At 70.5% G+C, this 19,761-nt stretch carries 18 protein-coding genes; 8 read left to right on the top strand and 10 right to left on the bottom strand.

Annotated elements, in window-relative coordinates; genetic code table 11:
• Positions 1–179 precede the first annotated feature (179 nt).
• Positions 180–1,727, bottom strand: coding sequence for an ABC transporter substrate-binding protein (locus ABZ851_RS28270; RefSeq protein WP_361133139.1), 1,548 nt, complete (start codon positions 1,725–1,727; stop codon positions 180–182).
• Positions 1,728–1,763: 36 nt separating this feature from the next.
• On the bottom strand, positions 1,764–3,746 hold the full coding sequence (locus ABZ851_RS28265) for a hypothetical protein (RefSeq protein WP_361133136.1): 1,983 nt from the start codon (positions 3,744–3,746) through the stop codon (positions 1,764–1,766).
• 378 nt (positions 3,747–4,124) lie between these two features.
• On the opposite strand from ABZ851_RS28265, the gene ABZ851_RS28260 reads away from it, so the two are divergent.
• Complete coding sequence (locus ABZ851_RS28260; RefSeq protein ID WP_361133133.1) at positions 4,125–5,015, top strand: SDR family oxidoreductase; 891 nt, start codon at positions 4,125–4,127, stop codon at positions 5,013–5,015.
• A 17-nt stretch (positions 5,016–5,032) separates the two neighbouring features.
• Here the strand turns inward: ABZ851_RS28260 and ABZ851_RS28255 are convergent, their stop codons facing one another.
• Positions 5,033–5,956 carry a LysR family transcriptional regulator gene (locus ABZ851_RS28255; RefSeq protein ID WP_361133130.1) on the bottom strand — a complete coding sequence of 308 codons (924 nt, stop codon included), beginning with the start codon at positions 5,954–5,956 and terminating at the stop codon, positions 5,033–5,035.
• Between the two features lie 559 nt (positions 5,957–6,515).
• Here ABZ851_RS28255 and ABZ851_RS28250 point away from each other — a divergent pair.
• Complete coding sequence (locus ABZ851_RS28250; protein WP_361133127.1) at positions 6,516–7,511, top strand: DMT family transporter; 996 nt, start codon at positions 6,516–6,518, stop codon at positions 7,509–7,511.
• A 15-nt stretch (positions 7,512–7,526) separates the two neighbouring features.
• Here ABZ851_RS28250 and ABZ851_RS28245 read toward each other — a convergent pair whose 3' ends face one another.
• From ABZ851_RS28245 to ABZ851_RS28230, 4 genes are all read right to left on the bottom strand, one after another.
• Positions 7,527–7,961, bottom strand: a complete 435-nt coding sequence (locus ABZ851_RS28245; RefSeq protein WP_361133124.1) for a hypothetical protein — start codon at positions 7,959–7,961, stop codon at positions 7,527–7,529.
• Positions 7,958–8,455 (bottom strand): protease inhibitor I42 family protein, encoded by a 498-nt coding sequence (locus ABZ851_RS28240; RefSeq protein ID WP_361133121.1) that lies wholly within the window; start codon positions 8,453–8,455, stop codon positions 7,958–7,960. The genes ABZ851_RS28245 and ABZ851_RS28240 overlap by 4 nt, the downstream gene beginning before the upstream one ends.
• An 8-nt stretch (positions 8,456–8,463) precedes the next feature.
• Positions 8,464–10,062, bottom strand: a complete 1,599-nt coding sequence (locus ABZ851_RS28235; RefSeq protein ID WP_361133118.1) for a peptidoglycan-binding protein — start codon at positions 10,060–10,062, stop codon at positions 8,464–8,466.
• Positions 10,063–10,138: 76 nt separating this feature from the next.
• Positions 10,139–10,510 carry a type VII secretion target gene (locus ABZ851_RS28230; protein WP_361133115.1) on the bottom strand — a complete coding sequence of 124 codons (372 nt, stop codon included), beginning with the start codon at positions 10,508–10,510 and terminating at the stop codon, positions 10,139–10,141.
• Positions 10,511–10,804: 294 nt separating this feature from the next.
• Between ABZ851_RS28230 and ABZ851_RS28225 the strand changes: the two genes are divergently transcribed.
• The 3 genes from ABZ851_RS28225 to ABZ851_RS28215 all read left to right on the top strand — a co-directional run bounded on the left by ABZ851_RS28225 (position 10,805) and on the right by ABZ851_RS28215 (position 14,423).
• Positions 10,805–11,212: a YciI family protein gene (locus ABZ851_RS28225; RefSeq protein ID WP_361133112.1), complete on the top strand. Its 408-nt coding sequence runs from the start codon at positions 10,805–10,807 to the stop codon at positions 11,210–11,212.
• Between the two features lie 8 nt (positions 11,213–11,220).
• Positions 11,221–12,396, top strand: coding sequence for a DUF6596 domain-containing protein (locus tag ABZ851_RS28220; protein ID WP_361133240.1), 1,176 nt, complete (start codon positions 11,221–11,223; stop codon positions 12,394–12,396).
• A 1,337-nt stretch (positions 12,397–13,733) separates the two neighbouring features.
• A complete protein-coding gene (locus tag ABZ851_RS28215) occupies positions 13,734–14,423 on the top strand; it encodes a M24 family metallopeptidase (RefSeq protein WP_361133109.1) in 690 nt (229 codons plus the stop codon).
• Positions 14,424–14,500: 77 nt separating this feature from the next.
• Here the strand turns inward: ABZ851_RS28215 and ABZ851_RS28210 are convergent, their stop codons facing one another.
• Together ABZ851_RS28210 and ABZ851_RS28205 are read right to left on the bottom strand one after the other, a co-directional pair.
• Positions 14,501–14,986, bottom strand: a complete 486-nt coding sequence (locus ABZ851_RS28210) for an RICIN domain-containing protein (RefSeq protein WP_361133107.1) — start codon at positions 14,984–14,986, stop codon at positions 14,501–14,503.
• A 378-nt stretch (positions 14,987–15,364) separates the two neighbouring features.
• Positions 15,365–16,813: a DHA2 family efflux MFS transporter permease subunit gene (locus ABZ851_RS28205; protein WP_361133104.1), complete on the bottom strand. Its 1,449-nt coding sequence runs from the start codon at positions 16,811–16,813 to the stop codon at positions 15,365–15,367.
• Positions 16,814–17,206: 393 nt separating this feature from the next.
• Between ABZ851_RS28205 and ABZ851_RS28200 the strand changes: the two genes are divergently transcribed.
• The 3 genes from ABZ851_RS28200 (at position 17,207) to ABZ851_RS28190 (ending at position 19,230) form a co-directional block, all read left to right on the top strand.
• Complete coding sequence (locus tag ABZ851_RS28200) at positions 17,207–17,818, top strand: TetR/AcrR family transcriptional regulator (RefSeq protein WP_361133101.1); 612 nt, start codon at positions 17,207–17,209, stop codon at positions 17,816–17,818.
• Positions 17,815–18,528 carry a VC0807 family protein gene (locus ABZ851_RS28195; RefSeq protein WP_361133098.1) on the top strand — a complete coding sequence of 238 codons (714 nt, stop codon included), beginning with the start codon at positions 17,815–17,817 and terminating at the stop codon, positions 18,526–18,528. The genes ABZ851_RS28200 and ABZ851_RS28195 overlap by 4 nt, the downstream gene beginning before the upstream one ends.
• A gap of 351 nt (positions 18,529–18,879) precedes the next feature.
• Positions 18,880–19,230 (top strand): hypothetical protein, encoded by a 351-nt coding sequence (locus ABZ851_RS28190; RefSeq protein WP_361133095.1) that lies wholly within the window; start codon positions 18,880–18,882, stop codon positions 19,228–19,230.
• Between the two features lie 95 nt (positions 19,231–19,325).
• On the opposite strand, the gene ABZ851_RS28185 is transcribed toward ABZ851_RS28190, so the two are convergent.
• Positions 19,326–19,706 carry a MazG-like family protein gene (locus ABZ851_RS28185; protein ID WP_361133092.1) on the bottom strand — a complete coding sequence of 127 codons (381 nt, stop codon included), beginning with the start codon at positions 19,704–19,706 and terminating at the stop codon, positions 19,326–19,328.
• Positions 19,707–19,761: the final 55 nt, after the last annotated feature.

The following is a 19,761-nucleotide window of genomic DNA, read 5'->3' as shown; positions in this document are numbered from 1 at the left end:
TTTTGCCGTACTGAGCGGCCGGTCCAAGGCATTGCCTACGGGGTCAGAGCATCACCCGCTCGGCCAGGGGGCCCAAGAGTGACGCCATCGCCGCGCTGGTACGTCAACGGGCCGCCGTGGAACGGGACGACCCGGAAGAGGCCGCGGAGTACGCCGGCGCTGACCTGCTCAGGACCGGGTCACGGCACCAGATAGGGCGGGCCGGGATCCTTGAGGGGTTCGGGCAGCCGGATCACCGGTACCGGTTTGTTGTGCGGCCAGCCGTCGGAGGCGTCGTCGAAGCTGAGCTCCCCGCCGGCCGCGGGAACGGTGCTCGCGTCATGCAGATTGGTGATCTCGTTGTACACGTCCTGCACGTCGGGCGCTTCCTTGCCGGTCTGGCCGGTGACATTGCGGGTGGCCCAGATCGCGGTCAGCACGGCGTCGTGGTGCATGATCGCGTATCCGTCGTCCATCACCGAGTCGGGGAACCGCAGGTCCCGCAGGGCTTGGTGGAACGGCTTGAAACCGGACGGGGCATGGACGCCACGGATCCACTGGGCCGGACTCGTCGCCGAGACGTTCAGGATGGTGATCTTGTTGTCCCTGAGCAGGCTCCGTACCTGCTGCCCCTGCGCGAACGCCCCGGTGGCCCCGGTCATCACCGTGATCGGCGCGTCGTGACCGCACTGGCTGCGGGTGGACAGGGCACGGATGAGGTCGGCGAGATCGCGGTCCCGGCCGGCGTAGAAGATCACTTGCGCCTTGGTCAGACAGATGTTGTTGACGGCGTTGTAGAAGAGCCGGGGGATGCCCGCGGGGTTGTGGCCGGTCGTGCCGACGAAGGAGGCACGTCGCCGGCCGATGTAGTCGCTGAACTCGTCGTCGAACGCCTTGCGCATGGTCTTGACGTAGTTGTCGTCCCGGCTGTCGAAGACGAGGTAGCCGCGGTGCCCCGCCAGCGGAGAGTGGTCCAGATACCGGCGGAGCGCCTTGGCGTAGTCGACGTTGGAGGGCGACACCTTGAACAGGCGGGGTGAGTTGAGGTCGGTGGCCGTCAGCACCGCACCGATCGCGGGGATCTTCAGCCGGCTGAGTTCGGTGGCCGCTGCCTGGGTCTCCGGGATGCTGACGCCCATGCCGGTGACGGCGACCAGCGGATGCTCGTCGCCGACCAGGCCGGCCAACTGCCGTACGACCGGCTTCCAGTGCGTCTCGTTACGTCCCTCATGGGCCAGCACGAGCTGGATCAGTGGTGTCTTGCCCTGGATGCCGGTGGAGCTGGTCGTGGACAGATCGGGGCAGGCGTTCGCCCGGCACTGCGCGATGAAGGCGCCCTCCAGGCTGGTGCGGATCTCCGCGAGGGGCAGCGCGCTGGTGTCGCTCTCCGTCATCGGCATCAGGACGCCGACCCTGACGTAGGGCAGCCGGCTCTTTCCGGAGGCGGGATGCTCCCACTGGGCGCGGACGCGTCGGTTCTCCTGGGCGATCCGGTCGGTGATCCCCTTGAGACCGGGGTCGAAAGCGAAGGCCTTCTCGTCCGTGATGCCGACGCACTCCCGCTGCGGGCCGGTGCCGTCCCAGTGCAGCCCCGGCTGGTCCGCCGCGCAGCTGGTGTCCTCCTTCACCGGCCACAGGAACCAGAGCCCGCCGGCTATCAGCGCCAGCGCGAGTACGAGGGCGGCGATTCCTCGCCACCCCTTCCACCACGGGGGGAGTGCGTCGGCGGGTTGCGGGGGCAGATGCATGGTGCCGGCTCCTAGGGGAGGGGTGCTGCAGGGTGCTCACACGTACTTCGCGGCCTCGTGCATGAGCCCGATCCGGCGGGGGACGGAGCGCATGGCAAGGTCCTGGAGCATCGCGTTGACGGTCCGGTTGAGCTCGGGATTCGTACCGGGCAGCCGGTTGCGGGGGTCGGACGCCAGCCACAGCCCGACCACCAGCAGGGTCAGGGGCGTGTGCGCGGCGAACGAGCGGGGCGCGAGGTCGGCGGCCAGCTGCTCCAGACGCAGCGTGGCGGGCTGTTCCGGCCGCACCGGTTCCCGAAGTGGTGCGGCGGTGATCGTGTACAGCTCGTACAACCAGACGTCCGTGTCGGAGAGTTCGACCAGACGCCGGGCGAGATGCTCGACGACGTCATCCACCTCGTGCAGCGCGAGGGAGTGGTACAGCACTTCCAGCGGGTGGCCGTGGTCGGCGTGCCAGGTGCGCAGCTGTCCGTGGACGGCGATCCAGCGGTCCGGGCGGGCGGCCAGCTCCTGCAACAGCAGCAGGCGCAGCCACGGATGCAGGACGGAGCTGCCGCGCAACGGGTGCGGATGGATGCCTTCCAGATATCCGCTGCCCCGGCCACCTCGGGCCTCGGCATCCTGGGGGACCGGGTCGGTCAGCCATAGTCTGGTCGCGACCACCCGGGCCAGCGAATCGCGGGTGTGCAACTGGAAGCGGTCGAGGAGTCCCGCGTCGCAGGCGGCGTCGAACTCGCGGGCGGCACAGCACTCGACGAGTGCACGGTGCTGGTCGTCGGTCAGATCGCGCAGCAGGTACTGCCGCGCCTCCTCTTCCAGCCGCGGCCCCTCGTCGCCGCTTTCCGCGGACGGCGCGGTGCCGGAGAGCACCGCGCGCAGCAGCCTCTCCGGGTCCTCGCGGCCCACGAGCCGTGCCGAGGCGGTGAGCAGCTGACGGACGCTCCACGGATGGCCGTCGGTCAACCGGTGGGCGAGCAGCGGTGCCTCCGGCAGCCGCGCGGCGATGTTCGTGCCGAGCTGGGCGGTCTCGCCGGCGGTCAGGCCGCGCAGCTGGACGCAGTACCAGCGCCAGGAGCGGTCCGGCGGCGGGTCCGGGACGGCCGCTTCCCAGTCGGCGTAGCAGGCCTGCTCGGGGGTGCGGATCCGTACCCCCGCAGGGCCGGTCGCGAACATCGCCGGCACCCGGCCGACGTTCGACGCCGCGGCCACGGCCAGGAGCGGATCCGGTTGCCCGCCGGCGTCCCGGAGCTCCATGAGCAGGTCCAGGAATTCGCGTCCGCCGGGAGCATCGATGTTGTCCAGCAGGACGACGCAGTTGCGGTCGCGCCGGCGGCGCGCGTACTCGCCGCGCAGATCGGCCAGGAACGCCTCGCACAGCCGCCGGTCCACCGCGGCCCGGTCCGCCGGTTCCTCGCTCTTGCTCAGCTGGTTGAGTTCGACGAGCGCGTCCAGGGCGGCCAGCGGACCGGCGTACCAGGCGAATCCGGTGTGCCGGGTCACCCGCAGCGGCATGCTGGGCGGCTGCCGGATGAGGCTGGCCAGCAGGCTGACGCCGGGGATCCGGACCAGGTTGAGGTCCTGCAGCAGCCCGGCCACCGCGGCGACCCGGTCGCCTGCGGCGTTGGGCTCCTGGGGCCCGCGCAGCGCCTGGCGCAACTGCTTCTTGGCCCGCTCGGGATCCGTCGCGTCCAGCGACAGCTCGGGGGCCACCACGGCCAGCCCCAGCGTCAGCCGCGGGAAGACCAGGGGGGTCTGCCGGGGAAAGCGGTGCGACAGCCCGTACGCCAGACGGCCGGCGACCTCATGGGGCCTGCGGGGCGTGGCGGAGCCGAAGTCGAAGTACGCATGCGGGCGCCGTGATCCGAGGTAGCCGAGCCAGTTCAGAGTGGCGGTCTTGCCGCTGCCCCGCGGTCCGACGAGGACGACGGTGGGAAGCCCGCGCCCGCCGGCAGCGGTTCTGCCGTCCTGCAGCCGGCTGCGGCACTCCTCGTACAGGGCCTCGATGCCCTGTATCCCCAACGGACGTTCCTTCACGCTGTTCGGCCCCCCGTGACGACAGCGACGGTGCAGACAGCGGATCTGCAGGCGGCGACTGTGCACCCGGCGACTGGGATGACAGTCGCTGTGACGCCGGCGACGGCCACGGCAGCCGCCGACTGATTACAGAAGGTTGGCACGCGTACGCACAACGTGCCACCCGTTCGTGCAAGGTACCGAAAAGCGGTCCGCCGGACGGACGACGGCGGCCGGCACCCATGACGGCCCGCCGCGCGCCGCGCGCCCTCGCCCCGGCGCGCCTACCGTGAAACGAAAGGAGCCAGACCGCTTGTCGTCAGGAGTGGGGAGCTCTCGATGCCCTTCCCGCCGCGCCCAGCGCGCTCACCGCGACCGCGTCCGATGGCCGGCGCGCGGCGTCCGCACGCGCTGCACGGACGCACCGCGGTGGTGACCGGAGCCGCACGCGGCCTGGGGAAGGAAATCGCCCGCGAGCTGGCCCGGCGAGGGGCCCGGGTGGCACTGCTGGGGCGGGAGGAAGCGGCCCTGCGCAAAGTGGCCTCGTCCCTTCCGGCAGCATCGGGCTGCTGGGCGGTCGATGTCACCGACGATGACGCCATGCGACAGGTGGCGCAGGAGGTCCGCGACCGCCTGGGGCCGGCGTCCGTCGTCGTGGCGAACGCCGGGATCGCCGAAGGCGGGCCCTTCGCCGAGTCCGATCCGGCAACCTGGCGCCGGGTGATCGAGGTCAATCTGACCGGCAGTGCGATCACCGCGCGCTCCTTCCTGCCGGACCTGCTCGCCACACACGGATACCTCCTGCAGATCGCCTCGACGGCCTCCATCGGAGCCGCTCCCCTGATGAGCGCCTACTGCGCTTCCAAGGCCGGGGTGGAATCCCTCGCGCACTCGCTGCGTGCCGAACTCGCCCCTCAGCGCGTGGGCGTCGGAATCGCCTATCTGAACTGGACCGACACCGACATGATCCGGGACGCGGACCGGCACCCCGTACTGCGTGAACTCCGCGCCCACATGCCCCCGCCCGCGAGAAGGGTCTATCCGGCCGGGTGGGTCGCCGCCCGGCTGGTCACCGCCGTGGAACGCCGTGCCGCCGCCGTCTACGTACCGGCCTGGCTCCGTGCGGCACAGGCGGTACGTGCCGCCCTGCCCGCAGTCGTCACCCGGCTCGCCCGGCGGGAGCTTCCCCGGCTGGCTGCCCGCACCCCCTTCGAGGCGACCGGTCTCCTGGGTGCCGGTGGCCGCGCCGACGACGCAGCACACCGCCGTCCGTGAGGACCGCGGACGTGAGATCAACAGGCCCGCGCAGGGCTGGCATCCGTGCCCGGCCGCCGCCCGCGCAGGGCCGCCAAGGCGGCGTGCACAGCAGGTCTGCGGTCGGCCTGGGAGCGCCAGACGGCCGACAGCCGGCGGGAGGGCGCGGGATCCATCGGGACGACACGGACGGTGGACGGCAGGGTGCCGCGGCCGAGCCGGGGCAGCATGGCGACGCCCAACCCCGCCGCCAGTAAGGCTATTTGGGACTCGAACTCCTGGACCTTGTAGGCGAGGTCCGGTTCGATGCCGAGATCGGAGAAGGAACGCACCAGCCACTCATGGCACATGGCACCGGGGCCGTGTCCGATCCAGCGCTCCCCTCGCAGGTCGTACGGGGTCACCAGGTCCCGGTCGGCGAGCGGGTGCCCGGCGGGAAGGATCATGTCGGCGATGTCCTCACCGAGTTCGGTGACGGACAGCGAGGCGGGAAGTGTCAGCGGGGTGTTGTGCCAGTCGTGCACGACGGCGACATCCGCCTCACCCCGTACGACAAGGCTGATGGCGAGGTGGGGGTCGCACTCCACCAGCCGGCAGTCCAGGGCGCGGTGGCGCCCGGCGAGGTCGGCGAGCGAGGCGGCGACGAAACCCCGGCAGGCAGTGGGGAACGTGGCGAGCACCAACTGCCCGGTGGGCTGGTCACGCTGTTCCTCCAGCCGCGAACGGGTCCGCTCCAGCACGGCGGTGACCTCGTCGGTCGCCTCCGCGAGCAGCCAGGCCGCGGGGGTGAGTCCGACCTTGCCGCCCTGCCGGTCGAGCAGTGCGGAGCCGGTCTCGCGCTCCAGCTTGGCGATCTGCTGGGAGACGGCGGACGGCGTGTAGCCCAGCGCGGCCGCGGCACGCGTCACCGAGCCGTGGGTGGCCACGGCACGCAGCGCACGCAGACGATTGAGGTCGAACATGAAGCGATGCTAATACCCCACCTTCAGAAACCTTCGCTGGCCCTTTCGTACGTCGGCTGTTGTGATGGGACACCCCGAAGAAGCGCGTCCCCAGGAGCAATTGGCATGAAGCCCGTACACGTCGCATTGGCGGTGGCAGTCGCTGCCGGATGGGGTGCGAACATGCGGGACTGCCCCCAGAACCGCCCTCCCTGGTCCTCCAGGGCCAGGCGGTGTTCACCGTGCTGTTCGCCGCCGCGTTGTTGAAGGAGCGCGCCCGGCGGGTGCAGGTCGTCGGCACGGCCGTTGCCTCGGGCGGATTTAAAACGCGCCGGCCGTTGCCCCTTTCTCGTTGCTCGTCCCGGTATTCGGCCTGGCATCCGCCTGGTTATTCCAGGGTGAGCCCATGACCCCCGGTGACATTCTGCGCCGCAGCTCTTGTCGTCGTCGGAATCGCGGTCGGAATGCTGCGCCGTAAGAAGAAGCCGATGCCACCCGAAGGAATCCGATGCCACCCGAAACCGAGCGAACGGCCCCTCTCGCCGCGCCTCGCACAAAGCGACCCCGGAAGGACACCCTCGTGAGCCGGCAGACGGGAACAACGGCAGCGGACGGCGGGGCCGGCTCCGCGGGCGGGCCGGACGGGCGCGCGGTCGCCGCGGCCCTGGTCACCGTGCTGCTGTGGGCCTCGGCGTTCATCGTGATCCGCAACTCCGCCGCGTACTTCGGGCCGGGGGCCCTGGCCCTGGGCAGACTGCTGGTGGCGTCCGTCGTGCTGAGCGCCCTCCTGCTGGTCCGGGGCGGTGGATTCCCGCCGCGCGATGCCTGGCCCGGCATCGTCAGCTCGGGAGTCCTGTGGTTCGGCGCGTACATGGTGGCGTTGAACGCGGGCGAGCAGCGGGTGGATGCCGGAACGGCTGCCTTGATCATCAACGTCGGGCCGATCCTGATGGCGCTGTTGGGCGGGTGGCTGCTCAAGGAGGGCTTCCCGCGCAAACTGATGGCGGGCATGGCGGTGTCGTTCACCGGGGCCGTGGTGGTCGGACTGTCCCTGTCCGGCGGAGGACAGTCGTCTCTCATCGGCGTACTGCTGTGCTTGTGCGCGGCGCTGGCGAACGCGGTGGGTGTGGTGCTGCAGAAGCCGACGCTGCGGCACGCCACACCGATGCAGGTGACGACGTTCGGTGCGCTCTCCGGAGCGGTGGCCTGCCTGCCGTTCGCCGGGCAGTTGGTGTCGCAGGTGGGCCGGGCTCCCGCGGCGGCCACGCTGCAGATCGTGTACCTGGGCGTCTTCCCGACGGCCCTTGCGTTCACCACATGGGCCTATGCGGTGTCGCGGACGACCGTCGGGAAGATGGGCACCACGACCTACGCGGTGCCGGTGCTCGTCGTCTTCCTGTCGTGGCTGTTCCTCGGCGAGGTCCCCGGCCTGCTGACGCTCTGCGGCGGCCTCCTGTGCCTGTCCGGCGTCGCGGTGTCGCGGTTGCGGGGGCGGGCGCCGTCCCCGGCCCCGGAAGCCGCGCCACGGGGCCGAGTGCCCGCGCGGCCCGTCGCCGCGGCGGAGTCCGAAAGGTAGGCGGCCGTGGCCGGCTCAGCCGGTGCCGGGCCCCGCGGTCCTGGCCCGGTACGTGAGCCGGAGCGCCATGAGGGCGGCGACGGACTCCAGCCACCGGGCGACGTCCTGGTCGCCCTCCACGGTACGCACCACGGAAGCGGCCGACTGCAGCCAGCCACGCACCAGTTGCGCTGCGGCGTCGCCCGGCACCGGCTCGGGGAGCGCCGCTGCGTAGCCGGTCCCGCCGGTGCGGACGACTTGGGCGAGGAAGGCGACCGCACGCGGAAGGACCCCCTGCCGGTCGAGTACGACGGCGGCGCCCACCGCACCGTCCCCGAAGAGCGCGGTGCGGTGCGAGCCGCCGAATCCGATGCCGTAGCGCAGCAGCGCCGTGACATCGAGCGTGGCGAGTTCGTCGTCGGTCTTGCCTGGGGGAGGGGTGGGATGCATACCTGTCTCGCGGTCGGTCACTTCACGGTGACGGTGTAGGTGTGGTAAGTCGGCCGGACGGGGGCCGGTGCGACCGTGGAGCCGGGGGGCGGTGAGGGCGGCGGGGACGCCGTGGCCGAGTCCTCGCCCTTGTCGATGCAGGCGTGCACGGGGCAGTGGATCAGCCGGATCTTGGTGCTGCCCCGCCCGACGGCCTTGAAGCGGAAGAGCTGACTGCCGCCGTCCGCCCCGTCCGCGTCGCTCCCCGAGTTCTCCTGGTCCTCGCCTGCCGCACGCACCACACCGGCGGCGGGCTTCGGCTCGGCCACGTACCAGCGTTCGCCGAGGGAGGCGTTGGAGGGCACGGACAGGGTGAACTCCTCGCCGGGGTCGGCCTCGATGGCGGTCTCGTCCCGGTCATAGGTGGCGGGGCCGAAGAGACCGCATCCGGTGAGCGCGGCGAGGGCGGTGAGCGTGGTGAGGGCCGGTACGAGTACCCGGCGCGGGGCGGCGTTCGGGAGGTGTGTGCGCATCATGGGTCGCTTCAGTCGGCGGGCAGGTGGACGGCGTAGGCGTCGGGCATGCGGTTGTCGGAGGCCTTGTCCATGTGGCCGTTGACGAAGTCGTCCTCACTGACCCAGGTGGTGGTGCCCCAGGGGTTGTAGACCTGGAGCTTGTCGCCCTCCTGGCCGATGATCATCATCGCGTGGCCGGTGCGGTCGCCGTCCTTGTACCCCTCGACGCCGATCGGTACCGGCTTGCCGTCGGCCACGGACTTCTCGATGTCGGGCAGCACATCGCGCCGGGCATCGGCGCTCCTGGTCTCCTGGTAGTCGTACGACGCACCGGTGTGCGGGCTGATCTCCTTGTTGACCACGGTGGTCTTGCCGTCGCTGTCCATCCCGTCCGGGTGCCGGGAGAACGGGAAGTCGTAGTCGTAGTCCCCGTCGCCCTCGTCGTGCACCCGCTGCTGTTCGGCGCCCAAACGGTCGCGGAAGGCGTCGGGGTCGTCCTCCTGCCCGGAGGGGCCGCCGGTCAGCTCCAGGGCGTAGACGGGGTCGACCATGGCCCGGGCGCTCACCGTGGAGGACGGCACGCAGGTGTTCCCGTCCTGCGACCACCGTTCGTCGCCGAAGGCCTGGTCGTCGGTGTTGTTGTTCCTGCCGTCCTTGGCACGGCCCTCGTCGTTCATGCTGTCGCCGGCGGTCGACACCGGTGTGAGGTGCCGCTGGAGCCATCCCGGGTCCTTGCCGTGGATCTTCTCCCGGAAGTCCGACACGGCGTCCAGGTCGTAGCCCGCGGCCAGCGCCTTCACCAAGTAGGCGCGCTCCTGCGGTGACTTGGACTGGGCGAGCATCTTGTCGAACTCGGCGCGGTCCTTGGCGTTCATCTTCTCCATGTACCGGCCCGAGCGCTCCAGGTCGTTCGCGCTGAGCAGTTCGTTCATCTCCGCCGGCCCGTAGACGCCCGCGGTGTCGGCGAGAACGAGCTTGTCGGCGGCGGAGAGGCCGCTGGTGTGCATCTTGCCCGACCGCGCCTCGGAGGCGAACTTGTTGAGGTCGCGGGCGGCCGCTCGGGCCGCGTCGTCGACGGACCGGGCCGCGGAGCGCATCTTCTCGACACCGGCGGTGGCCACCGTGCCGGCCCGCCAGATCGCGTCCTCCTCCTCGTCGGTGTCCACCATGCTGTCGAAGAATCCGTCCTCGGAACCGAGGATGGACAACGCCTCCTGCAGCTGGCCCCGGCCGGTCTCGTCCAGTTTCTGGGCGTCCCCGACCGCGTCGCTCAGGGTCAGCAGGGCATTGCCGCCCTTCTGCAGGGCCTCGGCCATCTGCGCGGCCGCCCGGGCGGCGGCCTGGACGACCTCGGTCGCCCCCACACTCGCCTTGCCCACCCAGACCTCCGGCAGGCCGGATGTCGCCACCTGGTTGACCTTGTGGGCGACCTCGTCGGCGTTCTTGGACTGGGTGCGGTAGCGCTTGCCCAGCAGCTCCAGCGTGCCGGCGGAGCCGACCGGGGCCGGGACCGCGAGGGCGGAGTTGATCAGGTTGATCATCTCGTTCTTGTCGTCGCAGTCGAGGAGCTGCTTGTAGCACGCCTCCAGCGCGGCGCGGCGCTCGGTGGTGGATCCCTGCTCAGCCATCGGGAATGAAAAGACCTTCGTGTGCGGTGTCGTCGGGCGGAAGGGTGCGGACCGGGCGGACCGTCGCGGCCCCGGCTCAGCCGAAGGGGGACCGGTCGGTCACGGGGGCCGGCCTGGTCGTCCATGACGGGTTCCCCGAGCCCGCCGCTCCGCCGACCTGGGAGATGACCTCGTGATCGGCCTGGTCGTAGTTGCCCTTGGATGCCCGGACCTTGTCGGCGAGTTCGTGGAGCGCGCTCTCCAGGGTCTTCGCTTCCTGCTGCCAGGCGGTGGAGAATGACCGGTAGGCCGGGCCGGAATCGGAGCCGCCGAGCACGTCGTCGTCGAAGCAGACCGCGTCGGCTATGGCGCCCTTGATGTCGCCGGTATCGTCTCCCGCCGAGTCGAGCTTCTTCGCCTCGCCGTCCATGCCGCTCTGCTGGACGTGGTATCCGGAATGGCCGGCCATTGATCCCCCGTGTGTACGTTCCGCGCTGCCCGCCTTGACGTGGCACGCCGAAGGGGCGGCATGCCCCTGACATGGCGCCGCAGCGGAGATCATCGTAACCGTGAGACCGGACAGTCCGGTCAGCCGAGCCGCCGGCCGGTGAGGCATCCCCTTCCACCGTTGCTCCGCGGCCGAGACCCGGCTCCTCTGCAAGAGCGAAAAAAATCGCCCGGTGATGTCGAGAACGCGTGACCGGCTCCGTCCCCGCAGTGAACGCGACCACAATGGGCCGCACCCGCACCGAGGAGAAGCACGATGGCCAAGTACCTGATGCTCAAGCACTACCGAGGCGCCCCGGCCGCGGTCAACGACGTCCCCATGGCCCGGTGGACGCCGGAGGAGATCTCGGCGCACGTGCAGTACATGAACGACTTCGCGGCCCGGCTCGAGAAGACCGGCGAGTTCGTCGACGGTCAGGCGCTCGCCCCCGAGGGGACGTGGGTCCGGTACGACGGCGAGGGGCGCCCGCCGGTCACCGACGGACCCTTCGCCGAGACCAAGGACCTCATCGCCGGCTGGATGGTGATCGACGTCGACAGCTACGAGCGCGCCGTCGAGCTGGCAGGAGAGCTGTCGGCCGCCCCCGGGGCGGGCGGGAAGCCGATCCATGAGTGGCTCGAACTGCGCCCGTTCCTGACCGCGCCGCCCACCGTCACGGAGTGACCTCACCGATGGACGAGGCCCTGCTCCGGAGCCTCACACCGAGCGTGCTCGCCATCCTCGTCCGCCGCGGAGCCGACTTCGCGGCGGCCGAGGACGCCGTGCAGGACGCGCTGGTCGAGGCGGTCCGCGTCTGGCCGGCCGGCCCTCCCCGGGACCCGAAGGGCTGGCTGGTCACCGTGGCCTGGCGCCGGTTCCTCGACGCGACCCGCGCGGACGCGGCCCGCCGCCGGCGCGAGGACCGCGTCGACGAGGAACCGGCGCCCGGCCCCGCGCCCGCGGTGGACGACACACTCCAGCTCTACTTCCTCTGCGCCCATCCGTCACTGACGCCGTCATCCGCGGTGGCCCTCACCCTGCGCGCCGTCGGCGGACTGACCACCCGTCAGGTCGCCCGGGCCTACCTGGTGCCCGAGGCCACCATGGCGCAGCGCATCAGCCGGGCCAAGCGCACCGTCTCCCGCGTCCGGTTCGACCGGCCCGGCGACGTCGCCACCGTGCTCCGCGTCCTCTACCTGGTCTTCAACGAGGGCTACTCCGGCGACGTCGACCTCGCCGCCGAGGCCATCCGGCTCACCCGTCAGCTCGCGGCCCAGGTCGACCACCCCGAGGTGGCCGGGCTGCTCGCCCTCATGCTGCTCCACCACGCCCGGCGCGCCGCACGGACCGCGCCCGACGGCAGCCTGGTGCCGCTCGCCGAGCAGGACCGCGGCCGGTGGGACACCGGGCTGATCGCCGAGGGCATCGGGATCCTGCAGGCGGCCCTCGCCCGCGACCGGCTGGGCGAGTTCCAGGCCCAGGCCGCCATCGCGGCACTCCACGCCGACGCACCCACCGCGGAGGAGACCGACTGGGTGCAGATCGTCGAGTGGTACGACGAGCTCGCGCGCCTGACCGACAGCCCGGTCGTCCGGCTCAACCGAGCGGTGGCCGTCGGCGAGGCCGACGGACCGCGCGCCGGCCTGGCGGCGCTCGCGGAGCTGGACGACTCCGCCCCAAGCTCCCCGGGCAGGGGAGACCCCGTGCCCCGTTACGACGCGGTGGCGGCGTACCTCCACGAGCGCGACGGCGACCTGGAGACGGCGGCACGGCTGTACGCCGAGGCGGCCCGCAAGGCACCCAGCCTCGCCGAGCGCGACCACCTGACGCGCCAGGCCGCCCGGCTCAACGCCGGCCGGCACCGCTGACGGCTCGCGCCCGCCCCACCGGGACAGCCCGCCCCACCGGGACAGCCGTCCGCAGCGTGGCGGTTGCCCATACGGCCGCCGTGGACACCGACTTGACCACCCGTCCGGCAATACGGGGCGAAGGCCGCCCGGAGGTGCGGCGCGTTGGAGAAGTGGCCGGATGTCACCGTTCAGCGGCCGCGCCTCCCTGACACGGGAGCGCGGTTTCCGTGTGATTTAGACAACTTGGGCGTGGGGAACTGGCACCCGGTACTACCCGCCGGTAGAAGGGGGCCCGCAGGTCCGAGCCGCAAAGCGGGCGGCCAGTATGGCGCGGCGGGGTGAACTGGCGGCCCTCGGTGCCCGATTCGGGGCGTCGCTGACGGCGGCCGAGAGGCAGGGGGGACGGTGTGTGCCGGTGGGCCCGGCTAATGTGATGCCTTACCTCCAGCCCATGGGGCTTCAGCTCGCGGCTCCCGCGGGGCTGCGACAGTCCGGCCCTGGATTGGAGGTGGTGGCCGATGGGCGCTTGCCCGGATGGTTGCTGCTGCAGGCGCTGCACGTGGGAAGGCTATTTTCGGAAGGCTCGCTGGTTCGGTCCGCTCTTCGCGGCACTGAAGTTCCTGCGGGAAGCCTTTCAGCATCTCCACTGAGCAGTGTGGCCTCGGCTGGTGAGCCGAGGCCGCTGCAGCCGGGTCCTGTCTCCGCCGGGTTGGCGCCTGGGAGGCAGGGCCCTTCTTGGTTTTCGCTCCACCCGAGAGCGCAAGCACTCCGGGCATTTAGTGATCTACGTCACCGACCGAGCGGTCAATGTCTCCATCTTGCCCTGGCGGACGGGGTATTTCGAGCGGCACGCTAAGTCGATCGCCGTGAAGGATTGAGTACGCGCAGTGATATTCCCTGTTCACGAACTGACCGGGGTGGCGATGTGGCTCAAGTCACTCATCGAAAGTGGCATAGACCACAAGGGGGTTCGAATGGAGTTCGTGCAATCGCTCATGCAAAGACAACATCCAGCGGAAGCCTCTTATGCGTAGACCCAAAAAGGATGCTCGCCTTTGGTTCCAAGCCACAAGATCACTTACGGCGGTCTCGCGGCAGCCCCCATATGAGGGTGATGCGGCTCGCTCTCGCCCGTCGCGCAGGCAAAGACCCTCACCATCGGAGAGGGAAAGGGTGGTCTTCCCCCTTTTGCGGTATTCGAGTGCGGCTGCGCGCCCCACCGGCCCGTGACGGCAGGGGCGCCCCACGCCCGTTCAACACCCCCGGCATGCGCAGCCTTCGCTCGTCCGCAGGGCGGTCTGCCGCCGTGCGCCGGTCCACCGGGGACAACGGCACAGCCCTTAGGGTTTTGTCGCATGGCGAATGAATCCGTACGCGCCGCACGGCTGCTGGAAGCCCAGGCCAAGGCCGAGGCGCTGTTCCACGAGATCGCCGCCCGCGGCCTGGTGGCGCCCGGCGAGAGCGAGCGCGCGGTCAGCGACCGCGTCCGTGACCTGGCAAACGAGATGTTCGGCACCACTCGCTTCTGGCACAAACGGATCATCCGCTCCGGACCCCACACCCTCCAGCCGTACCGGGAGAACCCACCGGACCGCACCATCGGCGCCGACGACATCGCCTTCGCCGACTTCGGCCCGATCTTCGAGGAGTACGAAGCCGACTTCGGCCGCACCTACGTCCTGGGCGACGACCCCGTCAAACACCGCCTGCGGGACGACCTGCCCAAGATCTTCGCGGCCGGACGCCAGGCCTTCGAGGCGATCCCGGACATCACCGGTAAGCAGCTGTACGCCCACGTCCAGGACCTTGCCGTCGAAGCCGGCTGGGCCCTCGGAGGATGGCATGCGGGCCACCTGGTCGGAGAATTCCCGCACGAGAAGATCGACGGTGCCGACACCGAGTCCTACATCACCCCGGCCAACGACACCCCGATGCGGCGCACCGACAAGTCCGGCCGGCGCTGCCACTGGATCCTGGAGATCCACCTCATCGACACGGAACGGGAAATCGGCGGCTTCTACGAGCAGTTGCTGGATCTCGGCTGACGCACCCTCTGCGGGGCGAGCACCGGCGGACGCCCCGCTCGCCCCCAGCCGCACCCTTGCTCCCGAGGCCGCTCATGCTAGTGCCACCTTTGGTAGGCGGCGGAGGCGTTGCAGGCAGTCGTCTGCGGCTGGGTACCGTCGGCCACGCTGCTGGTCGTCATGCACAGTCCGTTGGACACGTTCTGCCACACCTTGAACAGGCCTCTGGGCTCCTCGTAGAAGACACGCCACTTCTGGGTGTCGGGGAGGAGGTTGCACTCGTCCATCCAGAGACCCGGGTGCGCGGCGGTCGGCCCGGTAATGCACCGTCCGGTGTTCTGATTGACGAAGCGGTACATGCTGCCCGGGAGGAACTCCGCGAGCCACTTCTGCTCAGGCCCGCCAGTGCACCTCCACATCTGAAGCTTCGCGGCGTTCTCGGTGGCATTGTCGAGGCAGTGGCTCGAGTTCCAGATACTCATCGTGCTGAAGCCCGCGGCCTGCGCCGGTGCGCCGGCCAGAGCGATGACCGGCACCGTCAGCGCGGCGGTGACGAGCGCGAGCAGAGCGCGTCGTTGGAACATGGGTCAACTCCACTTTCCACTTGACGATGAAGAGGGTCTTGCGCGCTGCCGGTCGGGCGGCACGCAACCAACCCGGCTGCTGTGGCCGGGGCGCCCCCACGCACGGACGGCGCGGAACCGCTCCCGGCTCACAAGCCCTTGAGTGGAACGTCCAGTTCTGATGGGTCCAGCCGCTGCGCGCCCACAACCCAGCGCGGCAGAGCAGGCAGCAGAGTAGACCTCATGCCGGCATATTGGCACGGACACGTACAAAAGAGGCCGGAAGTTACCGTCCCCTGAACCGGCACCGGAAGCAGCTGACCGAGGTCGTAGTCCGCGCGACGCAGGGTCGGAGACCGGCCGATGCCGCCCCGTCCACGACTGCGGCAGCTGCCGGGCTCAAGCGGCCGGGGAGCGCGGAGGCTTGACGTGGGGCGGCATCCACACCGCGGCGGCGAGGGAGGCGAGGAGGGCCGGCGCCGCGGCCACCGTGAAGGCCAGCGCGAAGCCGGAGGCTCCACCGCGGGCCTCGGCGAGGGTGGTGAGCGCGGCGATGCCGAGTGCCGTGGCCACCTGCCGGGTCGTGTTGAGCAGGCCCGAGGCGAGGCCGGTCATCGAGGGGTCGATGCCGCTGGTGGCCGCCACGGTGATGGGCGTGAATGCCAGGCCGGCGCCGAGGCCGAACACCCACGCGGGCAGCGCGATGTCCAGCACGAACGCACTGTGGGCTCCGATCCCCGACAGCCAGAGGAAGCCGGCGGCCGAGACGGCTGTCCCCACCGCCGCGGTGCGGCGGGTGCCCCAGCGCGGGGTCAGGCGTCCGGCCAGGTGGGCGCCGATCATCACGGCGAAGGCGGTCGGCAGGAAGCCGAACCCCGCGCGAGTGGGGCTGTAGTGGAGCACCTGTTGCAGATAGAGCGCGAGCAGTACGGGACTGGCGAGGTAGGCGACGCCCAGACCGAAGACGACGGCGTTGGCGCTGCTGACCGAGCGGTGGGTGAAGATGCGCAGCGGTACGAGCGGTTCGCGGGCCCAGCGGCCCTGATGGACGAGGAAGAGTGCGAGCAGCGTCACGGCGCCGGCCAGGGCCGCCCATGCCGCACCGCGCGTGCCGGGTGTGCGTACCGTCACGACGCCGTAGATGAGGGCGGCGAGACCGGCCGTCACCAGGAGCGCCCCGAGCACGTCGACGTGACGGCGCACTCCATCCGGTTCGGTGGACGCTGCCCGGCGGGGCAGTACCAGCCATCCGGCCACGGCGATGGCCAGACCGAGGGGCACCTTGACCCAGAACACCGAGCGCCAGCCGAGCGCGTCGGTGAGAGCCCCGCCCCACACCGTTCCGGCGGCGGCGCCGACCGCGCCGCCCATGCTCCACAGGCTCAGCGCGCGGGCACGCCGTACGGGGTCGCGGTACGCCTGGTGCACGACGGTCAGCGTCGCGGGCATCAGCAGCGCCCCGCCGATGCCCTGCACGGCGCGGGCGGCCACCAACTGCGCCGGGCCGCCTGCGAGGCCGGACCAGGCATTGCCGAGGGTGAAGATCACAAGGCCCGTCACCAGCAGCAGACGGGTGCCGAAGAGGTCGGCTAACCGCCCGCCGAGCAGCAGGAAACCGGCGAAGGTCAGCGTGTAGGCGTTCACCACCCAGCCCAGTCCCGCACCGCCGAAGTCGAGTTCGGAGCCGACCGCGGGCAGGGCGACGGAGACGATCGTGGCGTCGAGAACGACCAGGAACATCGCGCCGCAGGCGAGTACCAGGAGCAGTCCGGGGGGTGCGGCGGTTCTGGCGGGGCGCCTGGTCGTTTCCCGGCGGGGGCGCGCGTCTTTTTCCGTGCGTACGGACACGGCACTCCCTCCTTTCGGTACCTGGACAGTCTGCTGCGGGGTCTGCCGGTGCGGGAGAACCCTGAGTGCGGCACCCGGCCGTCCGCCTTTGACGAGTAGGGCGGCGTCGCGCGTCGTCCGGGGTGTCGTATGCCGTCCGGGGGATTCCTCTCACGGGGGGGCGGCGGCCAAGTGCCTGGCGGGCGAGAGCTGGGCGTGCGGCCACTCTCCCTTGCTCGGCGCAGGCGCCCGCTCTCCATCGCCCGGCGCAGGTGCCCGCGCTGCCGCCCTGCCTTTCCCTGCACCGCCCATGCCCGTACCGCGGACAGCCGCGCCACCACCATCTTGCTCGGGTGAGCAAACCCCGCTACCTTCTTGCTCATGCAAGCAAGAAATAGCGCATCCAAGCAAAATGTGGCACGCAAGCCCAGGCCTTCCTTCACCGAGACGGGCCGCCGCGCTCAGATCGTCGCCGCGGCGATCGATGTCATCGCCGAAGTCGGGTACCACCGGGCCTCGTTCGCGAAGATCGCGGAGCGCGCCGGGCTGAGCAGCACGGGGATGATCTCCTACCACTTCGACGGGCGGGACGACCTGATGCGCGAGGTCGTCGCCGAGGTGATGCGGCTCGCGGAGGGGTACATCCGCCCCCGCATCGAGGCCCACGAGAGCTATGCGGCCCGCCTGCGCGCCTCGATCGAAGGCAACCTCGACCTGTTCGCCGAGTACCCGAACCACCTCGCGGCGATCGTCGAGATCCTTGCCAACCTCCGCGGCGGCGACCCCGGCATGGTCGCTTTCCTCGACTCGACGGAGGCGAACCTCGCCGTCCAGGTGGAGCAGATCCGCAAGGCGCAACGCGCGGGCGAGTTCTGCGACTTCGACCCGTGGGTGATGATGCGGGCGATCCGCGCCGCCATCGACGACGTGGTGCGCCGCGCCACCCACGATCCCGATCTCGATGTGCGGGCCGCCGGCCGCGAGCTGGCGGACCTGTTCGACCGCGCCACCAGAAACACGTCATGACCACAGCGGACACGGGGGCAGACACCATGGCAACGCACCAGGCACCGCAGACCGGCACGGACGCGTCCGCCGCGGCGACCGCCCGAGGCCGTACGGCGGCGCTGCGCCGGCGGCTCGCCGCGCAACTCTTCTTCGAGCTCGCCCTCCCGCTCGGTTCCTACTACGGGCTGCGGGCGGCAGGCGCGGGCCAGTGGCTCTCGATGGTCGTCGGCGGTGTGCTGCTCCTGCCGTGGATCGGCTACGGCATCGTGCGGCAGCGGCGCGTCGAGGCGATGGCGGTGTTCACGCTGAGCCTGGTGGTGGCCGGAACGCTGCTGTCGCTGATCACCGGCAGTCCGCGGGTGCTGATGATCCGGGACAGCTGGCTGACCGCCGCGATCGGGCTCTGGGTGCTCGGCACGCTGCTCACCCGGCGCCCGTTCATCATGACGGCCTCGCGCGGCATCGTCATCGCGAAGGTGGGCGAGGCCGGACTGGCCGCCTGGGAGGCGCGATGGGACGACGAGCCGGCGTTCCGTCACCACCTGCGACTGATCACGGCGGTGTGGGGGGCGGTCTTCCTGCTCGACGCGCTGCTGCGGGTGGTGCTGGTGTACACGATCCCGCTGGACGCCTTCCCGCTCACCAGCACCGTGCTCTGGCTGGTGATGCTCGGCGGGCTGTTCACGTTCCACAACTGGTACCTCACCCGGCACGGCCTGAAGCTGTAGGGGAGCCGTGGACGCCGCCCCACCACTGCGACCGCGCCGAGGCCGCAACGTGCCCCCAACGACCCAGCAGCGGAAGTCGCTCGACGGCAGAAGAGCCCTGATGGGCGGCTGGAAACCGAACTTCTTGCCAGGGTTCAGCCGGTGCTTGCTGCCCTTGTAGCCAGGCTTGGTCCAAAGGCACCAGTAGTCGCTGGTGTGATTCCACGCGGACCAGCCGCCCTTGGGGAGATTCTGCAGTGCCGTGCGCACCCGGCACTGCCCCTCGCGGTGATGGAGCGGATGCTCCAGTGGTGCCGGCCCCCAACCCCGGTCGGAAGACGGGACTTTGACGGCCGCCCCTAGAATGTCCCGATGCCGCTTGTGGAAGTGACCTATGCGCCGGGTGTCGCCGAATCGGAGCTCCGAGAGCTGGGGGCGGTGCTGCCGCACCTGGTGTCCGAGGCCGTGGAGTGTCCCGAGGAACCGTACGACGGGGACTTGCAGCCCGGCGATGTGGAGATCCGCTTCCGGAGTCTGGGGCCATGGGACCGGAGCGGTCTGGACGTGGTGATCGAGGTGAGGTCCAAGTGGTTCGAGAGCCGGGCCGCCAACCGCCAAGAGCGCGTGGACAGGCTTCACCAGGACATCAGGACTGCGACCGGACTCCAGGACTTCGGCGTTTACTTGTCACTCCCGTCAGCTGCGTGGTCACAGGGAGACTGAAGCAGACCTCCGCCTCCGGCCAAGACGGCTGTTGGCCGGAGCAAGACGGCCCTTGTTCGATAGCGCGAGCCGGTTCACAGGATGGCGGCACCCGTTCACCAATCGGTGGCCTCCTTGGCCTTCTCGGCCTCCTTGGCCTCCTTGGCCTTCTCGGCCTTCCCGGTCTTGTTGAGGTCCCGTGCGACGACGCCCTCCATATGACGCGCGAAGACGGTCGCGGCCTCGGGGTTCATGCGGCTCAGCGCCACCATCCCGGTGACGATGACATCGCAGACCTCGGCCTCGACGTCCTCCCAGGTGTGTGAGTGACCCTTCCGAGGGTTCTGTCCCATGGCCCCGATCACCGCCTCGGCGACCTCGCCGGCCTCCTCCTGGATCTTCAGCAGTTGCAGCAGGATCCGCTGTTCGCGAGGGAGCGTGGAGTGCTCCTCCAGGCGGTCGGCAAGGTGGGCGATCTGCTGCCAGGTCTCGGTCATCCGTGTCTCGATTCCTCTCGTACGGTCGGAGTGCGGCCGGCCAGGGAGCGTGAGC

It is taken from the genome of Streptomyces sp. NPDC047049, from assembly GCF_040643995.1.
In the GTDB taxonomy this organism is placed as follows: domain Bacteria; phylum Actinomycetota; class Actinomycetes; order Streptomycetales; family Streptomycetaceae; genus Streptomyces; species Streptomyces mooreae.
Note: the sequence above shows the minus strand (reverse complement) of the source record. Positions and strands in the feature narration are given on the sequence as shown.